This is a genomic window from Brevibacillus brevis (genome assembly GCF_001039275.2).
Taxonomy (GTDB): Bacteria; Bacillota; Bacilli; order Brevibacillales; family Brevibacillaceae; genus Brevibacillus; species Brevibacillus brevis_C.
This window is the reverse complement of the sequence record NZ_CP030117.1, coordinates 992,087-1,017,075: the sequence shown is the minus strand read 5'-3', so window position 1 is coordinate 1,017,075 and position 24,989 is coordinate 992,087. Positions and strand designations below refer to the sequence as shown.

Here is a 24,989-nt window from a genome sequence, read left to right as displayed (position 1 = left end):
ACTTTTCGTTCGTGTAAAGCCGTTTAAAGAGTTTGTCAAAAGACAGGGAAATTATTACAATGAAACCTGTTGTGCATTTTCGTTAGATGAGAGGTGACCGCTCATGCTTCATCCACAGAATCCGAACACCCATTCCGACTGGCTCGCCCCCCACTCTCTGGCCTGGTACGCTCAGCTGGGCGAAATGACTGGTGAATACGTATACCCGTGGCGCTCTACCATTACGGAACCAAATGGCGAGTCGCTTTTTATGGAACAAATTAGTCGTATGGTTCCGAATCAATCCGTTCTCGATATTGGCTGCGGGCACGGCGCATTCACACTGCACTGGAGCCGTTCTGCCAAAGAAATTGTCGGTTTAGATGTGACAGAAAACTTTGTGCAAAAGGTCTGTACGCAAACACCCGAAAACGTCTCCTTCGTTGTCACCAATACGAAATATACCCTCCCCTTCCATGACGATACGTTCGACTGCGCCTACAATCGCAAGGGACCTACCTCCGCCTATCCAGATATAGCACGGGTCGTCAAAAGAGGAGGCTCATTCATCGGATTACATCCGGGCGACCAGTTGTCCGCCGAGTTATTCGAATGGTTTCCTCATTTATTTGGTTCACGTCCAACTGACACTCCGATCCTGCAAAATCTACAGGAGAGACTCAGACAAGCTGCTTTCCAGCGAGTAGATATTCAGACGGTGATCGCCACCGAGTATTTTCAGACCCCGCTCGATGTCATTCGCATGCGTTGCTTCGGGCAAAGTCCCACTATTCTCACGTCCGTCATCGAACAACACATGGAGAGTGTAATGCCGATTTTTGACCACTATGCGACTTCTGACGGTCTGCCAACTACGCATATGTATTACCTCGTTCGCGCGATTGTTTGATTCGTCCTGTTGAAAAACCTCCAGCCGCATTTGGCCAGAGGTCGTCATTACGCTTATCCTTTTAGCAAAAAGCTGTTGCCATCTTCATCCTGAAAAGTCGCATAGGTCCCCCACTGCATCTTGTTCAGTTCTCCTTGAAAAACAACACCGTTCGCGCGCATCGTTTCGTACGTCTTTTCAATTTCTGTACATTCAAAAACGATCGAGGCCTTTTGTTCCTGCCAGTTGCTCATCATACTTTTCGGATAGAGTACCAAGGCAGTCTGGGCACCTGCTGGTCCTACCTCCAGCCAACTGCTGTTTGGTCCCATCGGGTGCTCTTGCTTGACTTCAAATCCAACCTTTTCTGTCCAGAACACCTTTGCGCGTTGCTGATCTTCTACGTAAACAGCTACCGTTGCCATTTTAGTAATCATAATATCCTCCCTTACATGCTTGTACCTTGCCACATCCCCATTGTAACCGAAAGAAATCCAGTTTATTGCAATTAGAAATCCAAACGCAAGTATAAGCTCCTCCCTTTCAATGCATCATGTTAAGGTAAAAACAAGTCGCAGGAGGAATGAAGAGTGAGTAAAGATTTTTATTCAGCCTTACAAAACAGAAGAACGTACTATGGGATCAGCAAGGAAAATGTTGTATCTGATGAGCGCATTAAAGAAATCGTGCAGGAAGCAGTAAAGTACTCACCATCCGCATTCAACTCCCAAAGCGCTCGCGTTGTAGTTCTCTTGGGTGCAGAGCACGATAAGCTGTGGAACATTACCAAGGAAACGCTGCGTAAAATCGTTCCCGCTGAACATTTCGGCTCGACCGAAGAAAAAATGAATGCCTTCAGTAGCGGCTACGGAACCGTACTTTTCTTTGAAGACCAGAGCGTCGTCGAGAATCTGATGCAGCAATTCGAAGCATACAAAGATAATTTTCCGATTTGGTCCGAGCAATCTTCTGGAATGCTTCAGTTTGTTGTGTGGACTGCATTGGAAATCGAGGGCTTCGGTGCTTCCTTGCAGCATTACAATCCACTCATCGATGAAGAAGTCCAACAAACGTGGCAGCTCCCTAGCACATGGAAGCTGAGAGCACAAATGCCTTTTGGCAAACCAACCGCCCAACCAGGTGAAAAACAATTCCAACCTTTGGATGAGAGAGTGAAGTTCTTTTCCTAAGTAACATTTTGCTCCGTGTTCGTAATGGACGGCTCAGAGATTTCGTACTCGGGCCGTCCTTTCGTGTATTGAGCGATTGCTTTCCGCTTTCATCTGTGATACTATTACCTTAAACAAAAGATTCTTATTTAAAGCGTTCACATATTGTAAAGGGTTTACACTTATGTTTGAACCTTTTACAATGTGTGAATTTTATTTTATATAAATAAAAGTTACATATTCATTTTATTTTGTTGGAGGTAACACCCATGCAAACAGGTACAGTTAAATGGTTCAACGCAGAAAAAGGTTATGGCTTCATCGCAGTTGAAGGCGGAAACGATGTATTCGTTCACTTCAGCGCAATCCAAGGCGACGGTTTCAAAACCCTCGAAGAAGGCCAACGCGTAGAATTCAACGTAGTTGAAGGCAACCGTGGTCCACAAGCTGAGAACGTAGTAAAACTGTAAATTACACATAAAGCTGCCCTTGCGAATAACAAGGGTGGCTTTTTTTTCCAGCACTTTTTCCTCACATAATTCGTTCTTTGTTCCTAAAGGGCAGTTGACATTAGTCATGCCTCCCCATATAATCTCTTTATAATGCAGAGTAAAGCAACGGCGCTTTCTAGCATAAAATATTCAGAATGTACACAATGGAATAAACGCGACACGTATTTTCCGTTTATTTTTAGCGAGCTATGAAAGCGGTTCCAGTTGGCTGTTATTACCATTACCTGTAAACAAGTTCATACAAGTAAGCAAAGGCGCTTAGGGTATATCTCATTTATTTAATGAGATCCTAAGTGCTTTTATTGTTTACATCCGCAAAAAAGGTGGGATATCCATGGAGCACATTGGAAGCGTCATTATTTACATCATCATGTTATGTGCAGTGATTGGTGCCATTGCCGCGATCCGCAACAGCGATGAAGGTCTCGGTAAGGAGTTCATGGAAGGGATTCACTCAACAGGTTACATCTTCGTTCCTGCTGCTGGTATTATGGCGTCCCTCCCGTACATCTCTTGGTTCGTAGAAAAAGCGGTATCACCCATCTTCAACAAAATTGGAGCAGATCCTGCGATTGCGGCAACTGCGATTCTCGCATCTGACATGGGTGGCTATCAGTTGGCAAACCTCCTGAAGACCTCCACGGAAGGTTGGATTATGGCGATGATCGTCGGTCTGATGGCCGGTGCTACAATCGTGTTCTCCATCCCAATGGGACTCGCTATGTTGGACAAGCGCGACCATAAATACATGGCGCTTGGCGTAATGTCCGGTATTTTGACAGTTCCGATTGGTGCTTTTATCTCCAGCGCCATTCTTGTTTTGACAAATGCAGAAGTTCGCAATGAAATCTCGACGAACGCTGAATCTACTTACGCTTTTGCTATTGGTTTTGGTCAAGTACTTTTGAACCTTTCACCGATTTTGTTCTTCGTATTAGCGATTGCTGCAGGTCTTCGCTTCTTGCCAGACTTGATGATTAAAGGCTTCATGATTTTCGGAAAGACAATGGATGCAGCTATCAAGCTTGTACTCGTATTCTCGATCGTGCAACACTTTACTGGCATCTTCACAAAGATTTTTGGAGCATGGGGCTTCGATCCGATCATCGCCGATCCAACTGACCAATACCGTGCGTTGGAGACCGCTGGTTACATCGGTATCATGCTCGCAGGTGCGTTCCCAATGGTATACATGCTGCGTAAATATGCGGCGAAGCCACTCGAAGTATTGGGTAATAAGCTGGGAATGAGCCCTTCTGGTAGTGCAGGCTTGCTCGCAACGAGCGCGAACATCCTGGCGATGTTCCGTCTCATTCGTTCCATGCCACCAAAAGACAAGGTTATCAACATTTCCTTCGGGGTTTGTTCAGCTTTCTTGCTGGGTGACCACTTGTCCTTCTCTGCTAACTTCCAACCAAACATTATCTTGCCGGTCATGATCGGTAAATTGGGAGCAGGTATTATCGGGATTGCTTTTGCTTACTGGCTCTCCGTTCCGAAAGCACTTGAACTGGAAAAACAAGATCGTGCTGCGGGAATTATCGGTCCAGATGAGTACTTGGATAATCACAGCGCTCAAGCTGAGGTTGCAGCAACCAAACAATAAAAGCAAAAGAGCGGTCCTTCGTGGGCCGCTCTTTTTTCCTTTACACAACTTTTGGGTTCATCTCCCAAATTTCCAATGCAGGTACCGTCTTTTTTGAGCACCCCTCCATTGTTAATTCACGCGCTTCTTTTGACCACAAAAAAGGATAAATAGCAAACATTTCATCGCTTTTTAGCTTGGAAATGTCCTTCTCCCAATCCTTCCAGAAAAATGTCGCATAAAACGTATGGATATCCCCCGTCATTGCCCAGTGCAAAAAGTCGGTATAGCCAATTTCAAGATCCTCCCACGCAAGACTGTCCGGAGCGAAATACCATATACCGCCTACCGACTCCGGAAACATTCCACCATTGATCGCAAAGAATCCCCCTATGACATCGTCTGCTACCAACAGCATCTGATTCATGGCACATTGCTGATTCCAAGAAGTGATGGAACGAGGGAAATGAGGATGACCAGACCCTAGAATCCGTAGCCATCCTTGGTGAATCAGAATCCCGCCTGTTTCAAAAGCAACAGCACCTAGTGTTGACCTCGTCGTTACTTGTAAATCAACGAGCTGTTTTTTCCCTTTCTCCCGTTCAGACGGCAGAAGAGTAATCTTCCGGTCTGATGCTGACTGCCATTTCTTTATCTCTTCCATCGCTGAATCCTCTTCGCAGTACAATTCCTCGAAGCTTTTCATTTCAGCCTCCACTCCAAAGTTATTTGCGCGACTCCCACAAGATGACGCTCACTTCGAACAGGCAGATGATAGCGCCGCCCGAAGGAAGGGAAGATGTGAAGCGTAGGAATGATCAGGATCAGCGCCCCGACGTCTATTATCTGATTGTCTCTCATAGTCTGTATATGTACCATCACATTAGCTCGCCAAGACGAATCCTCAAATTCTACCCTTGATGAGCAGCCTGTGGAGAGCAGCACAGATCTCCTTTGCCCGATTCAAGTGAAGATTTCAGGCTCCCCAATACATGAGACCAAGCCATTTCATGCCAGCCCCGAGCCTTTTCCCACTCCTCTCCCTCTTTCCAACCGAAATGCTCGACCAATACTTGCGTTTTCCCCTCTGCTTCAGACAAGGTGACAAGCACGTAAGTCAAGGCATCCTCGTGATTCATGGTATCTGCGAATTCATCCGGTCCCTTCCATGTAAAACCCAAGCGCTCCTTCGGTTCAAAATGGGTAATGATGCACCCTTTCGTCCCCATCTGGTCGCGATTTGCTGGATTGAAGTACAATTCGTATGCTCCGCCCAGATACGGCTCAATCGTTGCATCAGGTGCAAACCACTGAACAAGCCGTTCCTTTCGTGTCCACGCCCACCAAACCAGCTCTATAGATGATGATACTTCTATCTCCTTTTTCAAGAAACCCATTATCCTTCCCCCCAACTATTTTCCTAACAGTTTGAAAATAGCAATTTCTGTATGACCAGTCAATACAGAACACTCGCTATCCCCACTTTCACGCCTGAACGAGATTTCAAGCGTATAAATGAGTCTGAACAAGTCTGAATCGAATATTTTTTACTAAAAAGTGTAATTGTGCAGTAATCGCATAAGAATGAATGCTATAATAACTAAGTAAGTAAAAAATTTCACAATGGGGAGAGGAACGATGGAACAACCACTTGCAAAATCGACTCATCAGAAATTACCCATTGGAAAATTGCTCAAGAGGGTCTTCGGTATCCTGATTGGTGCTTCCCTGTTCTCAGTAGCACTCGAGATTTTTCTCGTACCGAACAATATTATCGACGGTGGAATCGTAGGTATCTCGATTATTACCTCGCACCTGTCTGGGTTGCCTCTTGGTGTTTTCCTTTTCGTGCTTAACTTGCCCTTCTTAATTATAGGGTACAAGCAAATCGGAAAAACGTTTGCACTCTCGACCCTCTTTGGGGTTACGATCATGTCAATTGGTACGACACTCCTTCACCCTGTCCCAGGGCTAACGGATGATCCCCTGCTTGCGGCTGTATTTGGGGGTATACTTCTCGGAATTGGCGTGGGACTTGTTCTTCGCTATGGAGGCTCTCTGGACGGTACAGAGATCGTCGCTGTACTGCTTAACAAGAAATCTCCGTTCTCCGTTGGTGAGATCGTAATGTTCATGAACTTATTCATTTTGAGCAGTGCCGGATTTGTATTCGGTTGGGATCGCGCGATGTACTCGCTGATCGCCTACTACATTGCATTCAAAATGATCGATCTGACCATCGAAGGCTTCCAGGAGTCTAAAGCGGTATGGATCATTAGCGACAATCACAAGGATTTGGGAGATGCGATTGTTGCTCGTCTGGGCCGTGGCGTTACCTATTTGAATGGGGAAGGCGGCTATACCGGAGACGACAAGAAAGTAATTTTCTGCATCATTACACGATTGGAAGAAGCCAAGCTGAAGCTGATCGTGGAAGAAGTAGACGAGAATGCCTTCTTGGCTGTCGGCAATATTCACGATGTGCGCGGCGGGCAGTTTAAGAAGAAAGCGATTCATTAAAGGGAAAAAAATGTACCCTATAGAGTGGACGTTTGGGAACGTCGGTCTATAGGGTATTTTTGTTGCAGTGACCATTGCTCTTTATTTCTTGTCAGCGGGTGGGACAATTCCAAAACACAAAAAAACCCCAGACGAGATTGTGTCTCGAATGGGGTAAGAAAACTCCAGCTACTCAATTGGCTTCCATATCACTATATGTTCAACTAACTTATCACCTGATTCATTTGGTAATGAAAAGAAGAATGTAATACCGTTCAGATTGTATTCATTACCTATTGGATCATATTCCAATTCTTCTCCCACTATTCCTTTTAGATCAGTTAAAGTAGAGCCCAAACCTATCTGATTTAAAAATTTCCCCTGAAATCTACCAAATACTGAAATTGTAGATAATTTCCCGGATTTTTTCTCAATAAAAAACTCCATGTCATTTAATTTCATTTGTAGGACTTCTGGAGAATCCGTTATAGAATACGGGGATTGTATATTTTGAAGTAACTCATTCTTGGTGCATCCTAAAAAAAACTCTCCAACACGTTCTCCAGGTACAATCTCCCTATTTACGTAAGAATTCATAACAATCATCCTCTTTACAATTAGTCTATTGGTATGCTAATAGTCTTAAGAATTGATGAATAGAAATGGGGGCTGTTATTCGCATTATCATAACTATTTCTCCATTCTGCCATTGATCCAAAAGCTTGCTGTGCCGCTACCGTTGGGAAAACAGACACGTGTCCATCATCACTATCAATGACAGCACGGAATATACCTGTTCCGTTGATAGCCTCTTGTGTCGATACCCATCCTGGTAACATTACATTTGTAGACCATGATAATGCTTCATCATTTCTACCTTTTCGTGTTAAAACTCCTTTTCTTAATTTCATAACATTTTTATGCTCTGCGGTTAAGCTTTGAGCATCTAAAGTATTTGATCTTCTAAAAACAAAAGTCGCATCAATATCATCCGAGCCAACTAATTTCTTCATAATTGATTTACTTAATTTTTTTCCAAGACTTTTGGCATTTGGAATTAAATCAGCAACTGCTTCCGCAACATCATTTCTCAAGCCTTCTCTAATTTGATTTGCTCTCTCAATAAAATAGGCCTTTCTTAGATCAGTAGCCGCTTTTTGAATATTAGCTTGTAAGCCTGTATTACCTTTAGCATTGTTCCAATCTCTGGTCAGTTGCCTGATCTTTAACTGCTCACTTGTAGGCAGCTGATTATCAATTCCTTCTACCCAATGCCCACTAGGATCAACAAACCTCAGCGGATTATTATGCACATACGTATACCGGTTCATGGAAAGCGGATTATCCACCTTCCCCTTATACGCATCCTCCGAAATAAACCGCCCAACACTCGGATCATAGTACCTAGCGCGTAGATAATAGAGGCCTGTTTCCGCGTCGTACATCTCTCCCGTATACGCAAACGGATTTGCCATGGACTCTGACTTCGCAACAATATTGCCCCAAATATCGTACTCGTAGGTGTTGAGTGCTTGTCCGTTTTTATCTACGATCTTTTTGACATTGCCCAGACTGTCTCCAAGGTAATAGCCGCCTTGCTGCCCACCGCTATGGAGCTTGCGGAACAAAATGCCGTTGCCCCAGATGTTTTGGGCTTTCACGTTACCGTTTTGATCTAATTCTTCAATCACATACCCATTTACGTAAACATATTTCGTAGCATCCCCATTGGATTCCTTCACAGCACGTAATCCATCCGGATTGTACGCAAAAGAACCGCTGTCCCCATTCTGTTTCGAATAGGTTTTCAAGCGGTTCAATCCATCATAGGTAAATGTATAGCTGTCTTTTGTATGTGGCTCGGTGCCCTCCACATGTTCCCGATTGCCTCTCGTGTCGTAACGATAGGTGCGCTCGCCCTGCGGATTCGACTCTGTCGCAATTCGATCAATCTGATCGTAGGCATAGCGATAGGTCTTTCCGTTTTGCTGAATCTCGATTTTGTTGCCAAATGCATCATAGCGTAATTGTTCCGACCACAAAGAAGCACCATTTTGCGTATGCCCTGTCGTGACGGCTTCCCCAAAAGAGTTGTATTCTTTCCGAGCCTCTACGCCATTCGGATAGCGAACCGTCTCCGTGTCACCCGAGGAGCTGCGTGTGTATTGATAGGTGATCAGCCCTGAGAGCGTACTGTCCACGCTCTTGATTCTGCCTTCATAATCGTAGGAATAGTTGACTCTCGTGCCATCTGGATATGTCAGGTAATCCATGGCACTATCGTCGTTTTCGTAGCCAATCGTGTAGTTGCGGTTAAACGCTGTCTGATTTTTCAAGCGGCCAAAAGCATCGTAGCTGTATCCGATTTCCTGCCCATCACTATTGGACTGTTTGGTAACCTGGCGTGTAATGGGATCATACTGGTTTGTACTCGTATAAACAGTGGTACCATCCGGTCTGTATACGCGCAGCTCGGCTACTTCATAAAACGGCGTGTAGGTGTAATGGTGAACATTCCCTGCTTTATCCGTGACCGAGTCTATCTCACCGTTCAACTGATAGCGTATGCTCTCACTCTGATTTCCCTGTACATCGGCTTCCCCCAATTTCCAAGAGAGATTATTATAGGCATACTGTCTGGTCTCTATGCCATTTTCCGTTACCTTGACGAGGTTACCTTGAGGGTCGTAATCGTAACGATACTCTTGGCTCAGTGGATCATTCAAATACAGAAGGTTTCCAGAAACATCATACAAATAGTTCCAATAACGGACTTCACCATCGTAGCCATAGACCTCTTTCGCAGAGAGTCTGCCCCATCCGTCATAGTCATACTCGATACGTCTTGTTTGACTGAGGTCCTTTGCCTGCTCTACTTGTACATAACCGAATGGATCAAGTAACTGTACCTTTTGCAGACCATTCGGGTACTGTACGACAGCAGCTCCTTGCGGCAGATAGCTGTTGTCTGTTACGGCTGTGTTCGCATAGGAATGAGTCGTTGCTTCTCCCTGTGAATTCGTAACAGATTTCAGGCTTCCGTCCGTATAGTAGTCATATTCAAGCTTGCGTTCTTCCATCCCATTCGGGGTAGTGAAGCGAACATGTCTGCCGTCAAACAGGCCACTGCTATACTCGTTGGCAACCAGCGTTCTTGTGCCACTGTTAGTCACTTCTTCTTGAAACTCCACATCGCCGTGAACAGTATAATACGTTACCTGTTTCAATCCATTTGGGTCTGCTTCTCCATTCGTAAATACTTCTTTGGTCACACTACGCGAAGCATCATCGAAGGTGTACGTAATGTTTTTCTTCTCCCCCTCGCGATCAAAAACTTCTTCGTTAAGGCGATCTAAATGGTCATAGTAGTAGTTTACGGTGCTGCCATCACTGAAAGTTTGTTCCTCTAGCAAATCGAGGCCATTCACATAATCATAGTAGAAAACAAGATCGGTCTTCTGATTGCCCAAATCAACCTCTTTGATAGCCTTTTCGATCACATGTCCATAATTGTCGTACTGATCAAATGTTGTCTCCAAATAGCTATCCGCTATCGCAGGATCGGTCGTAGAGGTAGTCTCTTCTATTTTCGATACCTGTTCATCTGTGTTGTACTCGAAATTACGTACAACGGTATCTGTTCGTTCACCCGTACTGGTTGGATACGTTCGTTCTTCGGTTTCCTGATCAATCAGCATATCAGCATTGAAGGTGAACGAGTTGGTCTGTTTCAACGTGTTGTCACTTGATTTCTTGGTAACTTTTTCAACAGGACGATATACTTGATCTTCTCCCCATACGGTAAAAAACTCGTAATTCCATTTCGTCACAATACCGCTGGCGTCGACATGCTCAGTGATCTCCCCGAAGTCGTTATAGCGGAACTTCGAGATATTTGCATAATTGGGTAAAATCTCTTCGGTCGCAGAATCAATCTGTAACGAACCGTCAGAATCTACTTGTGGGTCCATCAAGAACTCACGAACTGTCTCGTTGGGGACACCATCCATGAAACTGAATTGATAGAGCGGCTTCTTATCCTGGTAGGCATAGGTTGTATACTGAACAGGATTGTATTTGTAGGTTGTGTTTCCGTCGCTGATTTGCAAATCAGGGTTGTCCCGCAGCGTTCTGGTTCGAACCCGTTTCAATAGGTGGTTCCCACTATCATCAGTGTAGAAGGTTTGCTCGACTCCGTGTGCATAGGAATCGTATTCAATCGTGGAAACCATATCACCGAAACGCTCATCTGCGTCGATCAATCGATGGAACGACCAGGTTCTTGGCTTCTTCCAAATTTCCCACGTTTTTTGCCCCGCACCGTTTACCATGCTATATTCCAGGCTGTACATGATTTCTTCTTCTGTCTTCCCGTACGGAACGTAACTGAAATCAACCATGCTTACCGGATGGTAGCTGACATAGGACAAAATATTGTCATCCTGGTAAAGTCGAACAACACCACGGCTTTGTGTCAATTTATCTTCTTGGTAGATGGAATAGTAATAGGTCATCGTTAACCCATTGATCGGATAATGAACCGATCGCAGCAGCATGTAATCCAAATTTTTGCTGCGATTTTCGTTGTCCTGGTCCAAGTAATCATCCGATTCAAAAGAGAAGGAATCGTCTCGGTTGAAGGTATAATCGCTAATGAGGTTAAATTCCGCCTCCCTCATTTCATACTCATAGGTTGCCATGACTTCATTGTTTTGTTCAACGGAAACCAGTTCCGCAGATGAGCTGCGCTCAGGATTCGTATCGTTGCTGTACACGACATCATAGTCAATCCTTTTGATTGGCTCATCCTGATCTTTATCCGTTTCATCTCTGTACAGCTTCAGGTTTTTAATTCCGCCTGCCGTGTCACGCTCCATAACGACAAAGCGACCATAGGTATCCTCGATTTCGACGACAGAGTCATTTTGTTCATCCATGTGATATCGGATCGTATCGCCAAATGGGTTGCGTTTGGTGACCAACAGCTCACTGCCAGATCGCTCAAACGTATAACGAAATCCATTGACAATTAATTCCACATCTTGCCCCTCAGCTTGTTCGGAAAAGGAGATTCCCTCATAGGGATAATTCACCCATTCATTCCCTTCCCGGATGAGAGTTGTACCGTCCTCCAGTTGGAAAACATAGCGAGATACGTTTCTCCCTGCTTCATCGTCCTGAACGGCTAAACGGTATTGCGTTTTCTCCTCCCCATTTTCCGTAAAGAAACTGACTTCTTCTGTCGTAATCTCGTCATAATATTCAAACGTCGGAATGTTGAATGTCCACCCTGTTGCAAAGGGAATAAACTCGTTTTTAAACAGCTTGGTTTCCCTGCGATTTTCCCAAACCTCATTCCTACTGTCGTATTTCAATACAGGTTCTCTCGTTTTGCTGTCCAATTGGTTGTACATCCGTTGAATGACCAGATCCATTCCGTTCTTCCCTGACAAAGCCAGGTCTGTCTCAACCAGATTTGCAGCACGATAAAACTCGTCTACGGGTTTTCCCGTGTACGTTTTCGTGTAATACTGCGCCATTTGCCCCACTGAGTATTGGACGTCTTCAGCCGCGAGCGCGAGTGCAATCGATTGCTTACTCAATTCAGCTACTTCTTGTTTTTTCTCCAAAGTAAAAATATCAGGAACGTGGGTCATTAAATGTTCCCGTTGACTATTCGATACACTTTTCAGCAAATCTTGAACCACTTTATCGTTCCAAGTATTTTGCTCTACCTTTTCCTTGTTGCTCAACAGCTTTCTCAGTTTTGGGTAGAAGTAAGAGGCAATCTGAATCGATTTGCGATCAAGCTTTTTATTCATCTCGATTACTGTCTCAACAGAGAACGGGTCCCACGACAGAGCCTTCATCTCTGCTTGAGTCAACACGGGCACTTGAGCAGGGTCAGCTTCCTCTGCGCTTTTGGCTGGGACGTTATTGATTTTCTCAATGACCCATTCTTTTGTATCCTTCTTTGCCGACTTATTGGTTGGTGCCCCATATGTCATACTTGGAAAAACCGCAGTCGCGACCAAAGCCGCTGTTACAAATGACATCAGCCATTTTTGTAGCCTCATGTTCGTTATCCCTCCCTTAATTCACTCTTGTTTTTGTTAACACGTTCCCGTTTTCATCGTAGGTGATCTCGATGATCAAAGACCCGTTTTCGTAAATGTGCGTCAGTTGATTCCGGTTATTGTAGATGTATTGGGATGACCCGTTGCTTGCTTTATCGATAAAATCAAACTGAAACGGATTGCTCACAAGACTGGCAGTCGCACCGACGACTTTCGCAGGATTAATGGTTACGGTTGCGTTCGATACGTCATTGACGTTCGCATGATTGGTTGCCTTGCCTGTAAATGCGATCAAAATTTGCGTGTTACTTACCCTCGTAACTTGAATCCCTAAGCCAGGGGGTAAATTATTCACGCTTACCCCGGTAGACATGTTTTGAACGAATGTTCCGTTAGTAAGAGTGACAATCTGTGTGGCTGTGATGGTTCCATCATTGATCGAGCTTTCCTGAATAACCGATGTGTCTACAGTAATCGTTGGGATCGCTGGTGAATCCAAGCTCGCACTCAGCCTGACAAAAGAGAAATCATCACTGTATGCCCAAAGCACAACATAGACAGGTTCTCCGACTGTTACATTCATCTGGATCTCAGAAAACAGCGACTCTCCGTTGTCATCATTCGTTGCAAGCTGATTGGACAAATTCTCGTCCGCATACAGTTCGAGAACGGTATCCACAACCATAACCCCGCCACCAAAAGGACCCGTGGAGAATTTTACATTTCCCGAGACTTGCGGAGTAAATTTGTACACATTTCGGGAGACGCCCTCTAACGTAACGTCCAGTGGGTTGTTCGTCGTCAGTTCAGGATAAGAAAGCGGATCGAGATCAGCCTGAATTCTTGCATGAACATTTTCACCAAATGCACCCAGCTTGACATAATACGGTTGGCCACCAACCAAAAATTGCGTGACTTCCGAGAAGCGTGTCAGATCGGAAGCATCATCATTATTGGCAAGCAAATTCGTAAGACCCGAATCGGAATACAGCTCGATCACTGTGTCGTTTTCGGGCCCAACATCACCATATGGTCTTGTATAAATCCGATAGATTCCATCTGTTGTCGGTGTCAATTGAAAAACCTGCTCGACACCTTCGAGAAGACTGACATCATATGGCTGAAACAGATACAACTGATCTTCCGCCAAACGAAGTTGATACGATTCGTCTGCTGTAAAGCCAAACCCATAGACGACGGGGTAATACCTACTCCCCGCAGTTGCCTGGAACGTGCAAATTTCCTCTTCACCCGTACCATTGGCACTGCTGGCTACTACCTCCCCCAGCTCGTCAAGAACATAAATGTCGTAATCCATAGCAGCAGGTACTTGCAGGCTAACCGTTATCGCAGAATTTTTCTTCTCCTCAAACATATAAAAGTCTTGATCATCTGCGTATGACAAATAGCTTGTGAGTGAATTTCCGATGCTGACTGGGGATGCCTGCGAAATGTCGTCATTCGGCTCATAATGATCGGCCAATGATCGTGTTGCCACGCTTTTCACAGCCAAGGCTTTCACGGTCGGAGGTGTTAATTGTTCCCGTGCCACTTTCAGTTCCGCTTTGTATTTTTCGAGCAGTTCATGCGGCCCGTTTTCTGCTGCTCTTTTGTCCTTCATTCTTGCGAAAAGCTCATTTCTGTCCCGATTCAGCTTTTTGGCCAATTCGTGGTCCTTGTTTTTCACAGAAAGCTTCATGAGCAGATCCCATTCATTTTGATAACGAACCAGTTCATGATCGAATTGCTGGATAGAACGATCTTCCGCCGCCATTGGCAAAGCCTTTTTGGTCAACTTGCTGCTTCCTTCGGCAATTGCTGAAATGGGCTGCAGCATGAGACAACAAATCAGGAAAAAAATGAGATGCTTCCTTTTCATAGAATTCTGTACCCCTTTCTTTTGGTTTTTGATTAAACGAAAAAACGAACCATCACACGCAAACAGCCACCCGGCGATTACCAGATGGCTGCTGACTTGCTTCGTATTCATATTTTTCGTTTGACTCTAGTGTAGACTGAATGGGACCTTCCCTTGCGAAATGAACGCTAGTGTTCCATTGTGTAAAGAAATGTCTTCCAATTGTTCCCACAGCCTTTAAAATAGAGTACGCTATTCGTATGTTGGCCTGAGATACGATACAATTTTATGCCAAAAGGAGGCTTCTCCCGTGAACCACACTTTTTCGATAGAACGAGTTCCTTTTGACCAAAAGCACGTTCTGGGGCAATTGCTAGAGCTGTATACATATGACTTCACTGAGTTTGAACCTTTTGAAGTCGATGAAAACGGCTTGTTTGGCTATGACTACTTTGAAGAGTACTGGATCGAACCTGAGCGTCATCCCTTTTTCATCAAAGTCAATGGCAAGCTCGCAGGGTTTGTCCTTGTTCGCATACTCCCCAATACCGATTCAACGACCCACCCGCTTTACTCCATTGCTGAATTTTTTATCATGAAGCGCTACCGTCGACTGGGCATCGGAAAAGCGGCCTCCCATCAAATCTTCAAAATGTTCCCGGGTGCCTGGGAAGTCTTTCAATTGGAAAACAACGTGCCTGCCATCGGCTTTTGGCGTGCCAGCATCCGCGATTACACAGCCAATCACTATCAAGAGCGTCAAGAGGATGGCAAAGTCATACAAACGTTCATGTCTAGACCTTAACAGAAAAAAGCCAAGGGACAGCGCAAATCCCTTGGCTTTTAGTAAGAAAACCAACTAGCTGATGACCGCAGGAAACGTCATCACGACAACAGTTCCGCTACCCAGCTTGCTCTCCACCGTAATCTCTCCACCGTGAGCCAAGACGAGCTGTTTGGCGATCGCCATCCCCAGCCCCGTTCCACTGGTGTTCTCTCCTGTATGCCCACCTCGGTAGTATCTTTCGAACAGATTGGCCAATGTCGTCTCATCCATGCCCGGTCCATTATCCGCAATTTTGACCATAAACTGATCGGTTGCAATCGACTGTACCTCTACGAGCAAGTGTGTACCTGCCGGGGTATATTTGATCGCGTTTGTCAAAATGTTGACGATGATGCGGCGAAACCAGATTGGATCGACCTCGGCCCTTAACGATTGGACATTCGCCAAAAATTCGATGTCATGCAAGGACGAGCTCGGATCGTTCACCATATCCACCACAATCCTGCGAATGCTTTCTACGATCGCGACAGGTTGCTTGACCATCGGCAAAGCTTGGTTCTTGAGTCGATAGGTCAAATTCAAATCTTCAATCAGTCCGTTCATGTAGTCTGACTTTTCCCGTATCGTTTTCCCAAATTCGCTGACTTCTTTTCTGTCCCACTCATATTGTTCGGACTCCAAAAAGGTAGCATAACCGTAAATCGAGCTCAGCGGTGTCTTGAGATCATGGGAGAGCCCGGTAATCCATTCCTCTCGCGTCTGCTCGATCTCTTGCTGAAGCTTTTCATTGGAACGCAAGGTTTCACTCAGATGCCGGAGAGCGTCAAACACATCCTTGAACACACGAAATGACTTCTTTTCTTTCCCTCGCCAATTCCTTCCGATTGGTTTTCCTTTTTTCCCGATGGGCTCCTCATAGCGACCTTGGGCCAGTCTTTCCAGCCAATTCACCATGTGCAAGAGCGGCTTACCTACCCGCCACGCATACCAGCTTCCTGCGAATAGAACGACCAGGATCAAAATCACACCGATCTGAAGGAACGTTTCCTTGACCATGGCATCCTCCGACGTCTCTTGGACACCAGACTGATAGTTTGGATTCGGAGTGCCCACTACGTACGTCAAGTCGCTCTTCGTGTCATATCGACTTGTGATGCGGACAGGAACATTTTTTGCTGTCTCGCCGTTCTGAAGTACTTCCGTCATGTCTAACTGGGCAGAAGCTCTCGGGTGATTCCATTGATGAATGAGTTTCCCCGTATGATCGTATACCAAGTACCATGCCTTTTCTTGGGAAAAGCTTTTGTTCAACGTATCCCATGTCTCTTTGCTGGTTCCCGTTTTTGCTGCGATCAGTCGCTTCATCATTTCTTTTTCTGGAGCGGGTGTTCCATAGAGGATGATCATATTTTCGTCAAATTGGTTTATAACCCAGTGCGTGATGTGATAGGGAGAAGCATCACGGTCTTCTACATAACTAATCCACTCTCCTGGCCCAAATTGGCTGGGAACATCAGCAGGCGTCCGATAGTTGTACAGGATTTTTCCATGCTTGTCGATAATCTGCAACCAGCCTTGATGCCTCGCCACGCTCTGCTCGATTTCCGGTTCGACGCGAACACGCTTCCCCTCGTAATCCATCTTCAATGTCAAATCGGACGCTTCCAGCCTGGACAAATCGACGGCCAACTGCTCGTTCATTATGCGCCAGCCTAACCCCAGCATCGCGATAATCAAAAACAGCAGCAAGATGAGGAGAAACCCGAACAGTTGCCGGACATATTGAAAGATCAGCTTGTTTCGCAAATTCATGACTGTCTTGCCGGACTAACCAGCTTGTAGCCCAGCCCTCTTACCGTAACCAGGAGCTTTGGCTGTCCCGGATTTTCTTCTATGCGCTGGCGCAGCTTGTGAATGTGCACCATGACTGTATTTTCATCAAACATCCCGTACTCGTCTTTCCATACATGATCGTATATTTGTTCTTTCGTAAATACCCGGTTCGGATTCTGGCAGAAAAAGACGAGCAATGAAAATACTTGCGCCGGGCAGTCCACTCGTTCTCCGTTCACGAACAGCTCGGCTGCCTCCAGATTTACTTGAAAACGGCCAAAATCAAAGCGCTTTTCTTCCTGGGCTGGAGCAGATCCCCCCAAGGTTCTGCGCAGATGAGCCTTCATCCGGGCAACGACCTCTAGTGGATGAAATGGCTTCGTTATGTAATCATCCGCTCCATAAGCGAATCCGCTTAATTTATCAAAATCCGTGCCCTTTGCCGTCAGAAAAAAGACCGGTGCCTTTGTTCGCTGGCGCACGGCTCCGCACAGCTCAAATCCATTTTTATCAGGGAGCATGACATCCAGAATCAACAAGTCGTATGTCTTCTCCTCCACGAGACGAATCGCCTCTGCTGCTGTCGTACATGTATCGATCTGGACAAAGCCTTCCTTTTTCAGCACTGTTTGAAGCATCTGCAAAATCGCTTCTTCATCATCTACCAGCAAGATTCTTGCTTCTTTCTCCATATCCGTTCCCTCCCTTGCTGTCATTCATTCTACCATGAGAACCGACGCCAACAAAAAAGATAAGGAAATGGTAAGGTAGCGTTTTAGTAGGGGAAAGGTCTAGCCATTATGATGAAGGAGAAAGGAGCGGATTTACCTATGTGGGCTATTTGCCAACACGAATTTTTTCGGCTATTTAAAAGTATTAAATCGTTAATTACCGTTGCCTTTATCGTAGGCATCTCGTACTTGGTTTCTGATCTCGTCAATCAGGCAGCAAGCTTTCTCCCACAAAAGGAGCTGGCTCAGGGACACGCGCTTGGTATCTTTGCACTCATCATGCTGTTCGGGCCCTTGTTTGTATTCAGCCTGTCTCATGATGTCATAAATCGTGAGCTAGCGGGCAGGACGATTCGCTTTCTCGTCACCCGGACTTCACGCAATCAGATCATTTTTGGGAAATTTCTCGGAGTGGCGTTCTTCTGGTTAACCTGCATGATTATTACGTTTGGCGTCGTTTTCGCCACCGTGCAAACGTTTGACGCCAAGACCTTTTACCTCTGCGTATCCCTGCTTATCTATTGCATCTCGCTGGCGCTGCTGCTCTCGCTCGTGATACCTCGCCCCAGCTACACGATGTTTTTGGGAATTGTGATCGCACTGATCTTGCCAGGTCTCGGGCTGTGGAGTACCTTCTCCAGTCACCCAGCAGCTCCATGGATTAAATATTTGACACCCTTTTCATTTATGGAAAAAGGCGGCGCCTGGACCGGCTTCATTTGGCTCTATGCAGCAGCTTTTCTGATCGCTTCTATGTACTTATTCCGACGGAGGGATTGTTAATGGCAATGATCGAGACCATACAGTTAAACAAGCGCTTTGGCAATCGAACGGTCGTGAATGATGTTAGTCTTACTGTACACAGCGGGGAGATTTTCGGATTCCTCGGTCGAAACGGCGCAGGAAAATCGACCTTTATCAATATGCTGACAGGCATTCTGATTCCGACTGCGGGCACCATTCGCATGTTTGGAGAAGATGCCCATACAGAAGGCTGGAAAAAACGAATTGGCGTACTGCCGGATTACTCCACCTTCTACGACCATTTATCTCCTGCGGAGCACCTGCACTATTTCGCTCAGGTAAAAGGCGTCACACTGACAAAAGAAGAATGCATGCGCATCCTGACAGACGTTGAGCTTGAGGAGCATGCATCCCGCAAAGCCAAAACCTTTTCCTTCGGGATGAAAAAGAAGCTGGGTATTGCCCAAGCATTAGTCGGAGACCCGGAGCTCATCTTCCTTGATGAACCTACTTCTGGCGTAGACGTCGAATCAGCCCTGCATATTCAAAATTTGCTGCGCAAGCTCCATCAACAAGGAAAAACGCTCTTCATGACCTCGCACAATTTGAATGAAGTCGAGAAAATCTGTACCCGCATCGCCATCATGAAAAGCGGAAAGATCAGTTCACTCGGTACTCTCGATGAGCTGCAAGCTGCCCATCAGGCATGGCGATCTGTGCATGTGCGTCACTCGGCTTTTGCTACGGAGGATTCTGGAAACCTGCGCACCTTTATTGAGTCCCTTGGGCGCAATACGATTTGGGAAGACGGACGTCTATCGATCCAGGTCGATGATGATCAAAAAGTGGCAACCCTCGTTCGTGCTCTTGTCCAGGCGCGCGTGGATATTTATGGCGTGAACGTTGAAGTCCCTTCACTCGAACGAATTTTTATGGGGGAAGAGTCTCATGATGCTTAATCTCGTTTTTGCCCTGCTCCTATCCGGGATGCTGCTTTTCAACATCTCGATAGGAAAAAGCATGACCACCGGAAGTATGTCAATCACAATTGGCCTGATTGTCCTCAATCTCATCTTCTTCATCACAAAGTACAGGAAGAGTCAGCATGAAAAAATGAAAGATCAGGTTAGTAGATACGAACGATAATCAGGCTCATGTAAATGGGGGAAGATTCGCATGGCCAGTAGGTATCTGGAATTCGCCGTTATCCTGACAGGGATTTTGCTGTTTAAAATCTTTTGGGGAAATCTTACACCGGGAGCTATCGGGATTTTAATTGGGCTAATTATTGTTACTCTCATCCTTTTCATGAGAAAACAGTACGCAAAACGCGAGGAACAAAAGAAGCAAGAAAATAGGTAGAAAAAAGCAGCTTGATTGCCACCGAAAACAGCTCGCAAGTTATGCGGCTATGGGGCAATGAGCTGCTTTTTTCTACAAGATTGCGAGAAGCTGATCCAGTCGTTCAATGACAGCGAGTGGCTGATGTTCGGAAGTAGGCTTCTTCCCTCGTGGATTGATCCAGACTGCTGAGAAGCCTGCGTCCATCGCCCCTGCTACATCTGCCTCCCACGTATCTCCGACGAACAGCACCTGCTTGCTCTCAACACCGAGTTTTTCACGAACATGTTCATATATGCGCAGATCAGGCTTATGATGCCCGATAATCTCGGAGAGAAACACCCGCTCCCGCGGAAAATACATAGACAATCCCAACCGCTCCAGCTTGATAAACGCCATATCGACAGGACCATTGGTGACAATCCCTAGCGTATGCTCTTCTGCCAACCTCGCAATAGTAGACTGGACAGTGGCATCTGGCTGGACTGCATCCATACATGCCGCCTGGTAGGCGCGTTGAAAATCGTCTACCTGCTCCGCTTCAATCTGTCGGTTGCAATCAGCCATGGCTCGCTGAAAACGCAGCCTCCTGTATTGCGTAAAATCGTAGCGTTTGGCAATAACATCGACCCACAGATCATCTCCGTGGCGCCGCAGAGCCTCAAGGAATTTCTCTTGGTCTAATTCTGCTGTAAGTGCATGGGTCGCAATCGTCTGCTGCATCCCTTTCTCCCAGCAAGCTGAAAAGTCGAAGAGAGTGTCATCGAGATCAAATAGGATTGTCGTAAATTTGGACATGGCTGAGTTGCGTCCCCTTCCCTTTTTCTTGCTGTTTTCATTGTGCATATGACTCTGTCTTTTGTTATGATCATTGTAACGGAAAAAGGAGGTGGAAACATGTCTAATGAAAAACTGGATATTTTGATAGAGGGTATGAATGAGTTGCGTCTGATTGCTTATGCTCTTATGGATCGGCAGGACGAATTGGATGCCAAGATGGAAGCTTTGACTATGGAAGTTCACCAGTTAAAAGCCGATGTTGCGGAACTAAAGCAGGATGTCGCCATGTTGAAACAAGATGTTGCTGAGTTAAAGGAAGGTCAAGATCGTCATGAGCGTATCTTGGAGACATTGGCGCTGCGTGCTCTTGAATGGAATAATTTCCGCCTCGATTTCATTCGCAAAACATCCTGAAGCCTTTAGCTTTTAGGCAATTCCACAAGCAATGCCTCTTTCAACTCAACTGGCAAAGAAATAGATTGGCGTGTATTCGCATCGATCATGACCATTGTCACATCGGCGTCCGCTACTAATACATCTACAGCGTTGTACAGCTCCTGGCGGATGACGAAGCTTTTTTCACCCACCTTGACCACTGTCGTAATCGCCGTTACCTCTTCACGCATCTTCAATTCTTTACGGTAGTTAATGTTTATATTGACCACTACCGGCATGATGGCCCGTCGCCTCAATTCATCCAGCGTAAATCCTTGCTCCCATATCCACTCAAAACGCGCCCACTCCATGTACTCTAAATATTTGGCATTGTTCACATGTCCGATTACGTCAATATCAGTAGATCGAACCGTTAGATGATAGCGATGAGCCATCGTTCTCACTCCTTGTTTTTCTTCAGTATACCGAATTCAGGTAGCTGAGTGAACATTCATTCAAAATATTCCGAATGGTCATGCTGTTCTTTCCTGAACTTTTTCCTATAATAAAAATAAACACCAGAAAGGAAGATTGGATGTTCGAACAAGAACTATTGCCGACCTTGCAAACAGCTCGCTCCCGTTATCAGGATGCACTCGTCCAATTGGATGAATCCGAGCTTGGCTGGAAGCTGGCTCCGGGCTCCAATTCCATCGGATTTTTGATTCATCACATCGCAGAAGTCGAATATCGATTCTGTATGATGTTTTTCGGAAGAGCAATCCCGTCCGGCATCACCCTCACTACAATTGGACCTGTAAAGGATGAAGGGAATTTTACCGAATTGTCTGCCCTGCTTGCTTTCAAAGATGCTGCCTACCATCACTTGCTGGATTCTCTGGCTGCTCTGCCAAAAGACGCGTGGGACATCCCCTGTGTAGCACCGATTGCGACTTTGACTCCCCGTCAGGCACTTGGTCGTCTGATCTATCATATGGGCTACCACGGCGGGCAGATTGGACTTATCCGCAAATACGGAGGACCTCAATGAGTCTCATTCTGACAGGTGAGCGGCTCATCATTCGCGAATTGCTGCGCGAGGACTTACCCGACTTACTCGCCACCTACAACAGTAATCCAAAGTACAATCAGCTTCGAAACGGCACGAGCACAATAAGTCTTTCTGAACTGCAAGCCGAATATGATGCCACGATAAGCATACCTTCCGGGCATTGGTTCGCTATTACTCGTGAAGGTACAATCATCGGAGTCATCCATATCGTCCTCTCCAGCGAAAACGATTCAAAAAGCTGGATTAGTCTCTTGCTCCTGCATGCTGATTATCAGCAACAGGGCTTTGGAAAAGAAGCAGTGACACTCATAGAAGCCTACTGCATCCAACATGGCAGTCAGCATGTTCATCACGGTGTCATTGCGCATAATGAACCCGCTCTTCTTTTCTGGGGACGGCTTGGCTATGAGCAGTATCGTCAGGTGGAGGCACCAGTCGGTCGTCTGACACAACCGGTGCTGCTGGTAGCCAAGTGGCTAACCCCTACAATTTAAGGAGGTGAACTATATGAACCGTCGCCTTTTTGAAAATGATGTGCCCACCCTCCTCTCCTAGTCGGTGAGGAAGTAGTTCTCTTACTGCCTCCCGGCTACGGAATAACGCTCGAATGATTGATTCATTATTCCGGGAGGGACTTGTTATGTCACAATCACAATGGAAGCAAATGTTTTTGGGGGCTGTCTGTCTAACACTCGCCGCAGCGATCTGGGGCGGTGTTTATGTCGTCAGCAAGGTCGTGTTGGAAGTGATTCCACCGTTCACGCTATTGATTTTTCGCTTTTGCATTGCTTTAGTCGTGTTGGGGGCATTTACCATTGGTCGCAAGGAGCGTGTCGCGAGAAAAGATTATCCTCTGCTGATGGCCATCGCCTTCGTTGGGGTCACGATCTCAATCGCCGCACAATTTCTTGGTACCAAGCTGTCTACTGCCCACATGGGTGCATTGATTACCTCTGCATCCCCTGCCTTTATTGCCATTTTCGCAGTTTGGCTATTAAAGGAGCGCATCCATCTGAAGCAGGCAGCGGGTATTTTGTTAGCGACGATTGGTGTCATCATCGTCATCGGTGTTCCAGATCAAACTGACGCCCAGTCTTCCCTGGCAGGCAACCTGATTTTGTTCGTAGCAGCGATTAGCTGGGGATTGTATACCGTTCTCAGCAAAAAGGCAACGCAGCGCTATTCGTCCCTGCTAGTCACTACCTACGTAGCATTGTTTGGCATCATCTTTACGAGTCCGCTCATGTTTTGGGAGTTGTCTGTCACGCCTGTCTCCTGGCAATTTGGTTGGGACATATGGGCAGGCGTCCTCTATATTGGGATGATTTCTACCGCAGGTGCTTTTTATTTGTGGAACAAAGGCTTCGAGCTGCTGCCCGCAGGGAGTGGGGCCGGATTCTTTTTTGTTCAGCCCATTGTCGGTGCATTTTTAGGCTGGCTGTTGCTACATGAACATTTGGGTGTTGGCTTTTTCGCTGGTGGCGCATTTATTTTCCTCGGTGTCGCCTTGTCCACTCTGCGTACACGTGAATCGGCCAAAAATAAACGTGAAACGACGGAGGAACATCCTCTCCCCCATTACAACGAGAAGCAAGGCTAAAAATCATGTATGCTTACATGCTACGAGGACTTCCCATTCGTTGGGAAGCCCTCGTTTTTTATGCTTATGGCCGAAAATATTGCCGGACGCTTCCTTTTTCGAAAGATAGCTCCACTTCAGCAAATGCGCCATTAATAAACGTGATTTGTGGCGGCATATGCCCACAATCTACATCGTAGAGAACAGGGACTTGCAGCTCACAAGCCAGCTCCTGATAGACATCTTCCACGGTGTAGCCGTCGACCGCCTGATTCACTGGACTGCGCCCAAACATGATCCCCGCACAATGATCGAACCATCCGGCCAGCTTCATTTGTACCAAAGATCTGCGCTGATCAGTCGCAGATAGCTCACAGTTTTCCAAATACCAGATGATCACTTCATTCCCGATCTGTTCTCTTTGAAACGTTTGCACGTCCCCATACGGTGTGCCAATCACATGCCGAAGGATATCGATACAGCCACCAAGTAGCCGTCCCTGCATGTTTACGTGGGGAGTAGTCTCTGTGGTTTTCCATACAGTCGGTTCCGTCAGGTGAAAGATATGCGGCGAAGGATTCGCATGCTGCCATTCCTTTTGATACATCGGGGAAGAGTACTGCAAAACCGACTCGCCCTTTTGCGTGGACAGAACCGTTTCCCACATGGCCGTCGTCTCATCCATATGTGCTCCACGCATATCCACCAGATTCGTGCCATGGGCCGTAGCCATCCCCGTTTTTAATGTAATCGCAAACAACAGCACACTCACATCTGAATAGCCTAACACCCATTTTGGTTGCATGGACTGGAAATCAAGCTTGTCTAAAATCTCAATCAGCAGCTCGCCACCCCAGGGAGGGATGATGATATCGACGTCTTCATCTTGCATCAGGGCGTTGAATTCGGCTGCGCGATTTGTGGCAGGAGCTGACTTGGCTTTTTCCTGTGTCCAGACTGTATCTTTGCAAACGATGGAATACCCCCTGCTCTCCATACGACTGCATGCCAGCCTGATCAGTTCATGCAAATACTCTGGTACACCAGATGATGGCGCAGTTACCCCTATAGTAGCGCCGTTTTTTAACGATGGATACGTGATCATGCTTCTCCCTCCCGCTCACTATGTATGTTTTTGGATAATCATACCATGAAATAGAACAAAAAAAAGACGGCCTA

Annotated in this window: 24 protein-coding genes; 13 read left to right on the top strand and 11 right to left on the bottom strand. The window is 46.1% G+C overall.

What is annotated here, in order from left to right; all coding sequences use genetic code 11:
• Positions 1–103: 103 nt before the first annotated feature.
• Complete coding sequence (locus tag AB432_RS05295) at positions 104–889, top strand: class I SAM-dependent methyltransferase (protein WP_048031365.1); 786 nt, start codon at positions 104–106, stop codon at positions 887–889.
• Positions 890–942: 53 nt separating this feature from the next.
• Here the strand turns inward: AB432_RS05295 and AB432_RS05290 are convergent, their stop codons facing one another.
• Positions 943–1,305 (bottom strand): VOC family protein, encoded by a 363-nt coding sequence (locus AB432_RS05290; RefSeq protein ID WP_048031364.1) that lies wholly within the window; start codon positions 1,303–1,305, stop codon positions 943–945.
• 153 nt (positions 1,306–1,458) lie between these two features.
• Between AB432_RS05290 and AB432_RS05285 the strand changes: the two genes are divergently transcribed.
• From AB432_RS05285 to eutH, 3 genes are all read left to right on the top strand, one after another.
• Positions 1,459–2,058 (top strand): nitroreductase family protein, encoded by a 600-nt coding sequence (locus AB432_RS05285; RefSeq protein WP_048031363.1) that lies wholly within the window; start codon positions 1,459–1,461, stop codon positions 2,056–2,058.
• Positions 2,059–2,306: 248 nt separating this feature from the next.
• Positions 2,307–2,507 carry a cold-shock protein gene (locus tag AB432_RS05280; RefSeq protein WP_048031362.1) on the top strand — a complete coding sequence of 67 codons (201 nt, stop codon included), beginning with the start codon at positions 2,307–2,309 and terminating at the stop codon, positions 2,505–2,507.
• A gap of 376 nt (positions 2,508–2,883) precedes the next feature.
• Positions 2,884–4,155 (top strand): ethanolamine utilization protein EutH, encoded by a 1,272-nt coding sequence (gene eutH / locus AB432_RS05275; protein ID WP_048031361.1) that lies wholly within the window; start codon positions 2,884–2,886, stop codon positions 4,153–4,155.
• Positions 4,156–4,195: 40 nt separating this feature from the next.
• Here eutH and AB432_RS05270 read toward each other — a convergent pair whose 3' ends face one another.
• Positions 4,196–4,840: a DUF2625 domain-containing protein gene (locus AB432_RS05270; RefSeq protein WP_048031360.1), complete on the bottom strand. Its 645-nt coding sequence runs from the start codon at positions 4,838–4,840 to the stop codon at positions 4,196–4,198.
• A 205-nt stretch (positions 4,841–5,045) separates the two neighbouring features.
• Positions 5,046–5,531, bottom strand: a complete 486-nt coding sequence (locus tag AB432_RS05265; RefSeq protein ID WP_048031359.1) for an SRPBCC family protein — start codon at positions 5,529–5,531, stop codon at positions 5,046–5,048.
• Between the two features lie 241 nt (positions 5,532–5,772).
• Between AB432_RS05265 and AB432_RS05260 the strand changes: the two genes are divergently transcribed.
• Positions 5,773–6,654: a YitT family protein gene (locus AB432_RS05260; RefSeq protein ID WP_017250060.1), complete on the top strand. Its 882-nt coding sequence runs from the start codon at positions 5,773–5,775 to the stop codon at positions 6,652–6,654.
• Between the two features lie 168 nt (positions 6,655–6,822).
• On the opposite strand, the gene AB432_RS05255 is transcribed toward AB432_RS05260, so the two are convergent.
• From AB432_RS05255 to AB432_RS05245, 3 genes are read right to left on the bottom strand one after another with little or no spacing between them, the layout of a single operon-like run.
• Positions 6,823–7,230 carry a hypothetical protein gene (locus AB432_RS05255; protein ID WP_048031358.1) on the bottom strand — a complete coding sequence of 136 codons (408 nt, stop codon included), beginning with the start codon at positions 7,228–7,230 and terminating at the stop codon, positions 6,823–6,825.
• A 20-nt stretch (positions 7,231–7,250) separates the two neighbouring features.
• Complete coding sequence (locus AB432_RS05250) at positions 7,251–12,710, bottom strand: RHS repeat domain-containing protein (protein WP_048031357.1); 5,460 nt, start codon at positions 12,708–12,710, stop codon at positions 7,251–7,253.
• 16 nt (positions 12,711–12,726) lie between these two features.
• Positions 12,727–14,547: a hypothetical protein gene (locus AB432_RS05245; protein WP_162630228.1), complete on the bottom strand. Its 1,821-nt coding sequence runs from the start codon at positions 14,545–14,547 to the stop codon at positions 12,727–12,729.
• A gap of 331 nt (positions 14,548–14,878) precedes the next feature.
• On the opposite strand from AB432_RS05245, the gene AB432_RS05240 reads away from it, so the two are divergent.
• Positions 14,879–15,373, top strand: coding sequence for a GNAT family N-acetyltransferase (locus AB432_RS05240; protein ID WP_048031355.1), 495 nt, complete (start codon positions 14,879–14,881; stop codon positions 15,371–15,373).
• Between the two features lie 54 nt (positions 15,374–15,427).
• On the opposite strand, the gene AB432_RS05235 is transcribed toward AB432_RS05240, so the two are convergent.
• Together AB432_RS05235 and AB432_RS05230 are read right to left on the bottom strand one after the other, a co-directional pair.
• Positions 15,428–17,167: a sensor histidine kinase gene (locus tag AB432_RS05235; RefSeq protein WP_048031354.1), complete on the bottom strand. Its 1,740-nt coding sequence runs from the start codon at positions 17,165–17,167 to the stop codon at positions 15,428–15,430.
• A complete protein-coding gene (locus AB432_RS05230; RefSeq protein WP_048031353.1) occupies positions 17,164–17,880 on the bottom strand; it encodes a response regulator transcription factor in 717 nt (238 codons plus the stop codon). The genes AB432_RS05235 and AB432_RS05230 overlap by 4 nt, the downstream gene beginning before the upstream one ends.
• Positions 17,881–17,988: 108 nt before the next feature.
• Between AB432_RS05230 and AB432_RS05225 the strand changes: the two genes are divergently transcribed.
• Genes AB432_RS05225 through AB432_RS05215 form a run of 3 tightly spaced genes read left to right on the top strand, consistent with a single transcriptional unit; the run spans position 17,989 to position 19,809 of the window.
• Positions 17,989–18,702, top strand: a complete 714-nt coding sequence (locus AB432_RS05225; RefSeq protein WP_053079548.1) for an ABC transporter permease — start codon at positions 17,989–17,991, stop codon at positions 18,700–18,702.
• Positions 18,702–19,622: an ABC transporter ATP-binding protein gene (locus AB432_RS05220; RefSeq protein ID WP_048031352.1), complete on the top strand. Its 921-nt coding sequence runs from the start codon at positions 18,702–18,704 to the stop codon at positions 19,620–19,622. The genes AB432_RS05225 and AB432_RS05220 overlap by 1 nt, the downstream gene beginning before the upstream one ends.
• Positions 19,612–19,809, top strand: coding sequence for a hypothetical protein (locus AB432_RS05215; protein ID WP_048031351.1), 198 nt, complete (start codon positions 19,612–19,614; stop codon positions 19,807–19,809). The genes AB432_RS05220 and AB432_RS05215 overlap by 11 nt, the downstream gene beginning before the upstream one ends.
• 288 nt (positions 19,810–20,097) lie before the next feature.
• Here the strand turns inward: AB432_RS05215 and AB432_RS05205 are convergent, their stop codons facing one another.
• Complete coding sequence (locus tag AB432_RS05205; protein ID WP_048031349.1) at positions 20,098–20,802, bottom strand: HAD family hydrolase; 705 nt, start codon at positions 20,800–20,802, stop codon at positions 20,098–20,100.
• A 99-nt stretch (positions 20,803–20,901) separates the two neighbouring features.
• Between AB432_RS05205 and AB432_RS05200 the strand changes: the two genes are divergently transcribed.
• Complete coding sequence (locus AB432_RS05200) at positions 20,902–21,198, top strand: hypothetical protein (protein ID WP_048031348.1); 297 nt, start codon at positions 20,902–20,904, stop codon at positions 21,196–21,198.
• A 5-nt stretch (positions 21,199–21,203) separates the two neighbouring features.
• On the opposite strand, the gene AB432_RS05195 is transcribed toward AB432_RS05200, so the two are convergent.
• Complete coding sequence (locus AB432_RS05195) at positions 21,204–21,614, bottom strand: acyl-CoA thioesterase (RefSeq protein WP_048031347.1); 411 nt, start codon at positions 21,612–21,614, stop codon at positions 21,204–21,206.
• A gap of 140 nt (positions 21,615–21,754) precedes the next feature.
• Between AB432_RS05195 and AB432_RS05190 the strand changes: the two genes are divergently transcribed.
• From AB432_RS05190 to AB432_RS05180, 3 genes are all read left to right on the top strand, one after another.
• Positions 21,755–22,210 (top strand): DinB family protein, encoded by a 456-nt coding sequence (locus tag AB432_RS05190; RefSeq protein WP_048031346.1) that lies wholly within the window; start codon positions 21,755–21,757, stop codon positions 22,208–22,210.
• Entirely contained in the window at positions 22,207–22,725 is a 519-nt protein-coding gene (locus AB432_RS05185) for a GNAT family N-acetyltransferase (protein WP_048031345.1), read from the top strand. Before AB432_RS05190 ends, AB432_RS05185 begins: the two co-directional genes overlap by 4 nt.
• Positions 22,726–22,871: 146 nt before the next feature.
• Positions 22,872–23,831: a DMT family transporter gene (locus AB432_RS05180; protein WP_048031344.1), complete on the top strand. Its 960-nt coding sequence runs from the start codon at positions 22,872–22,874 to the stop codon at positions 23,829–23,831.
• 64 nt (positions 23,832–23,895) lie between these two features.
• On the opposite strand, the gene AB432_RS05175 is transcribed toward AB432_RS05180, so the two are convergent.
• Positions 23,896–24,915: a S66 family peptidase gene (locus AB432_RS05175; RefSeq protein ID WP_048031343.1), complete on the bottom strand. Its 1,020-nt coding sequence runs from the start codon at positions 24,913–24,915 to the stop codon at positions 23,896–23,898.
• Positions 24,916–24,989 lie beyond the last annotated feature (74 nt).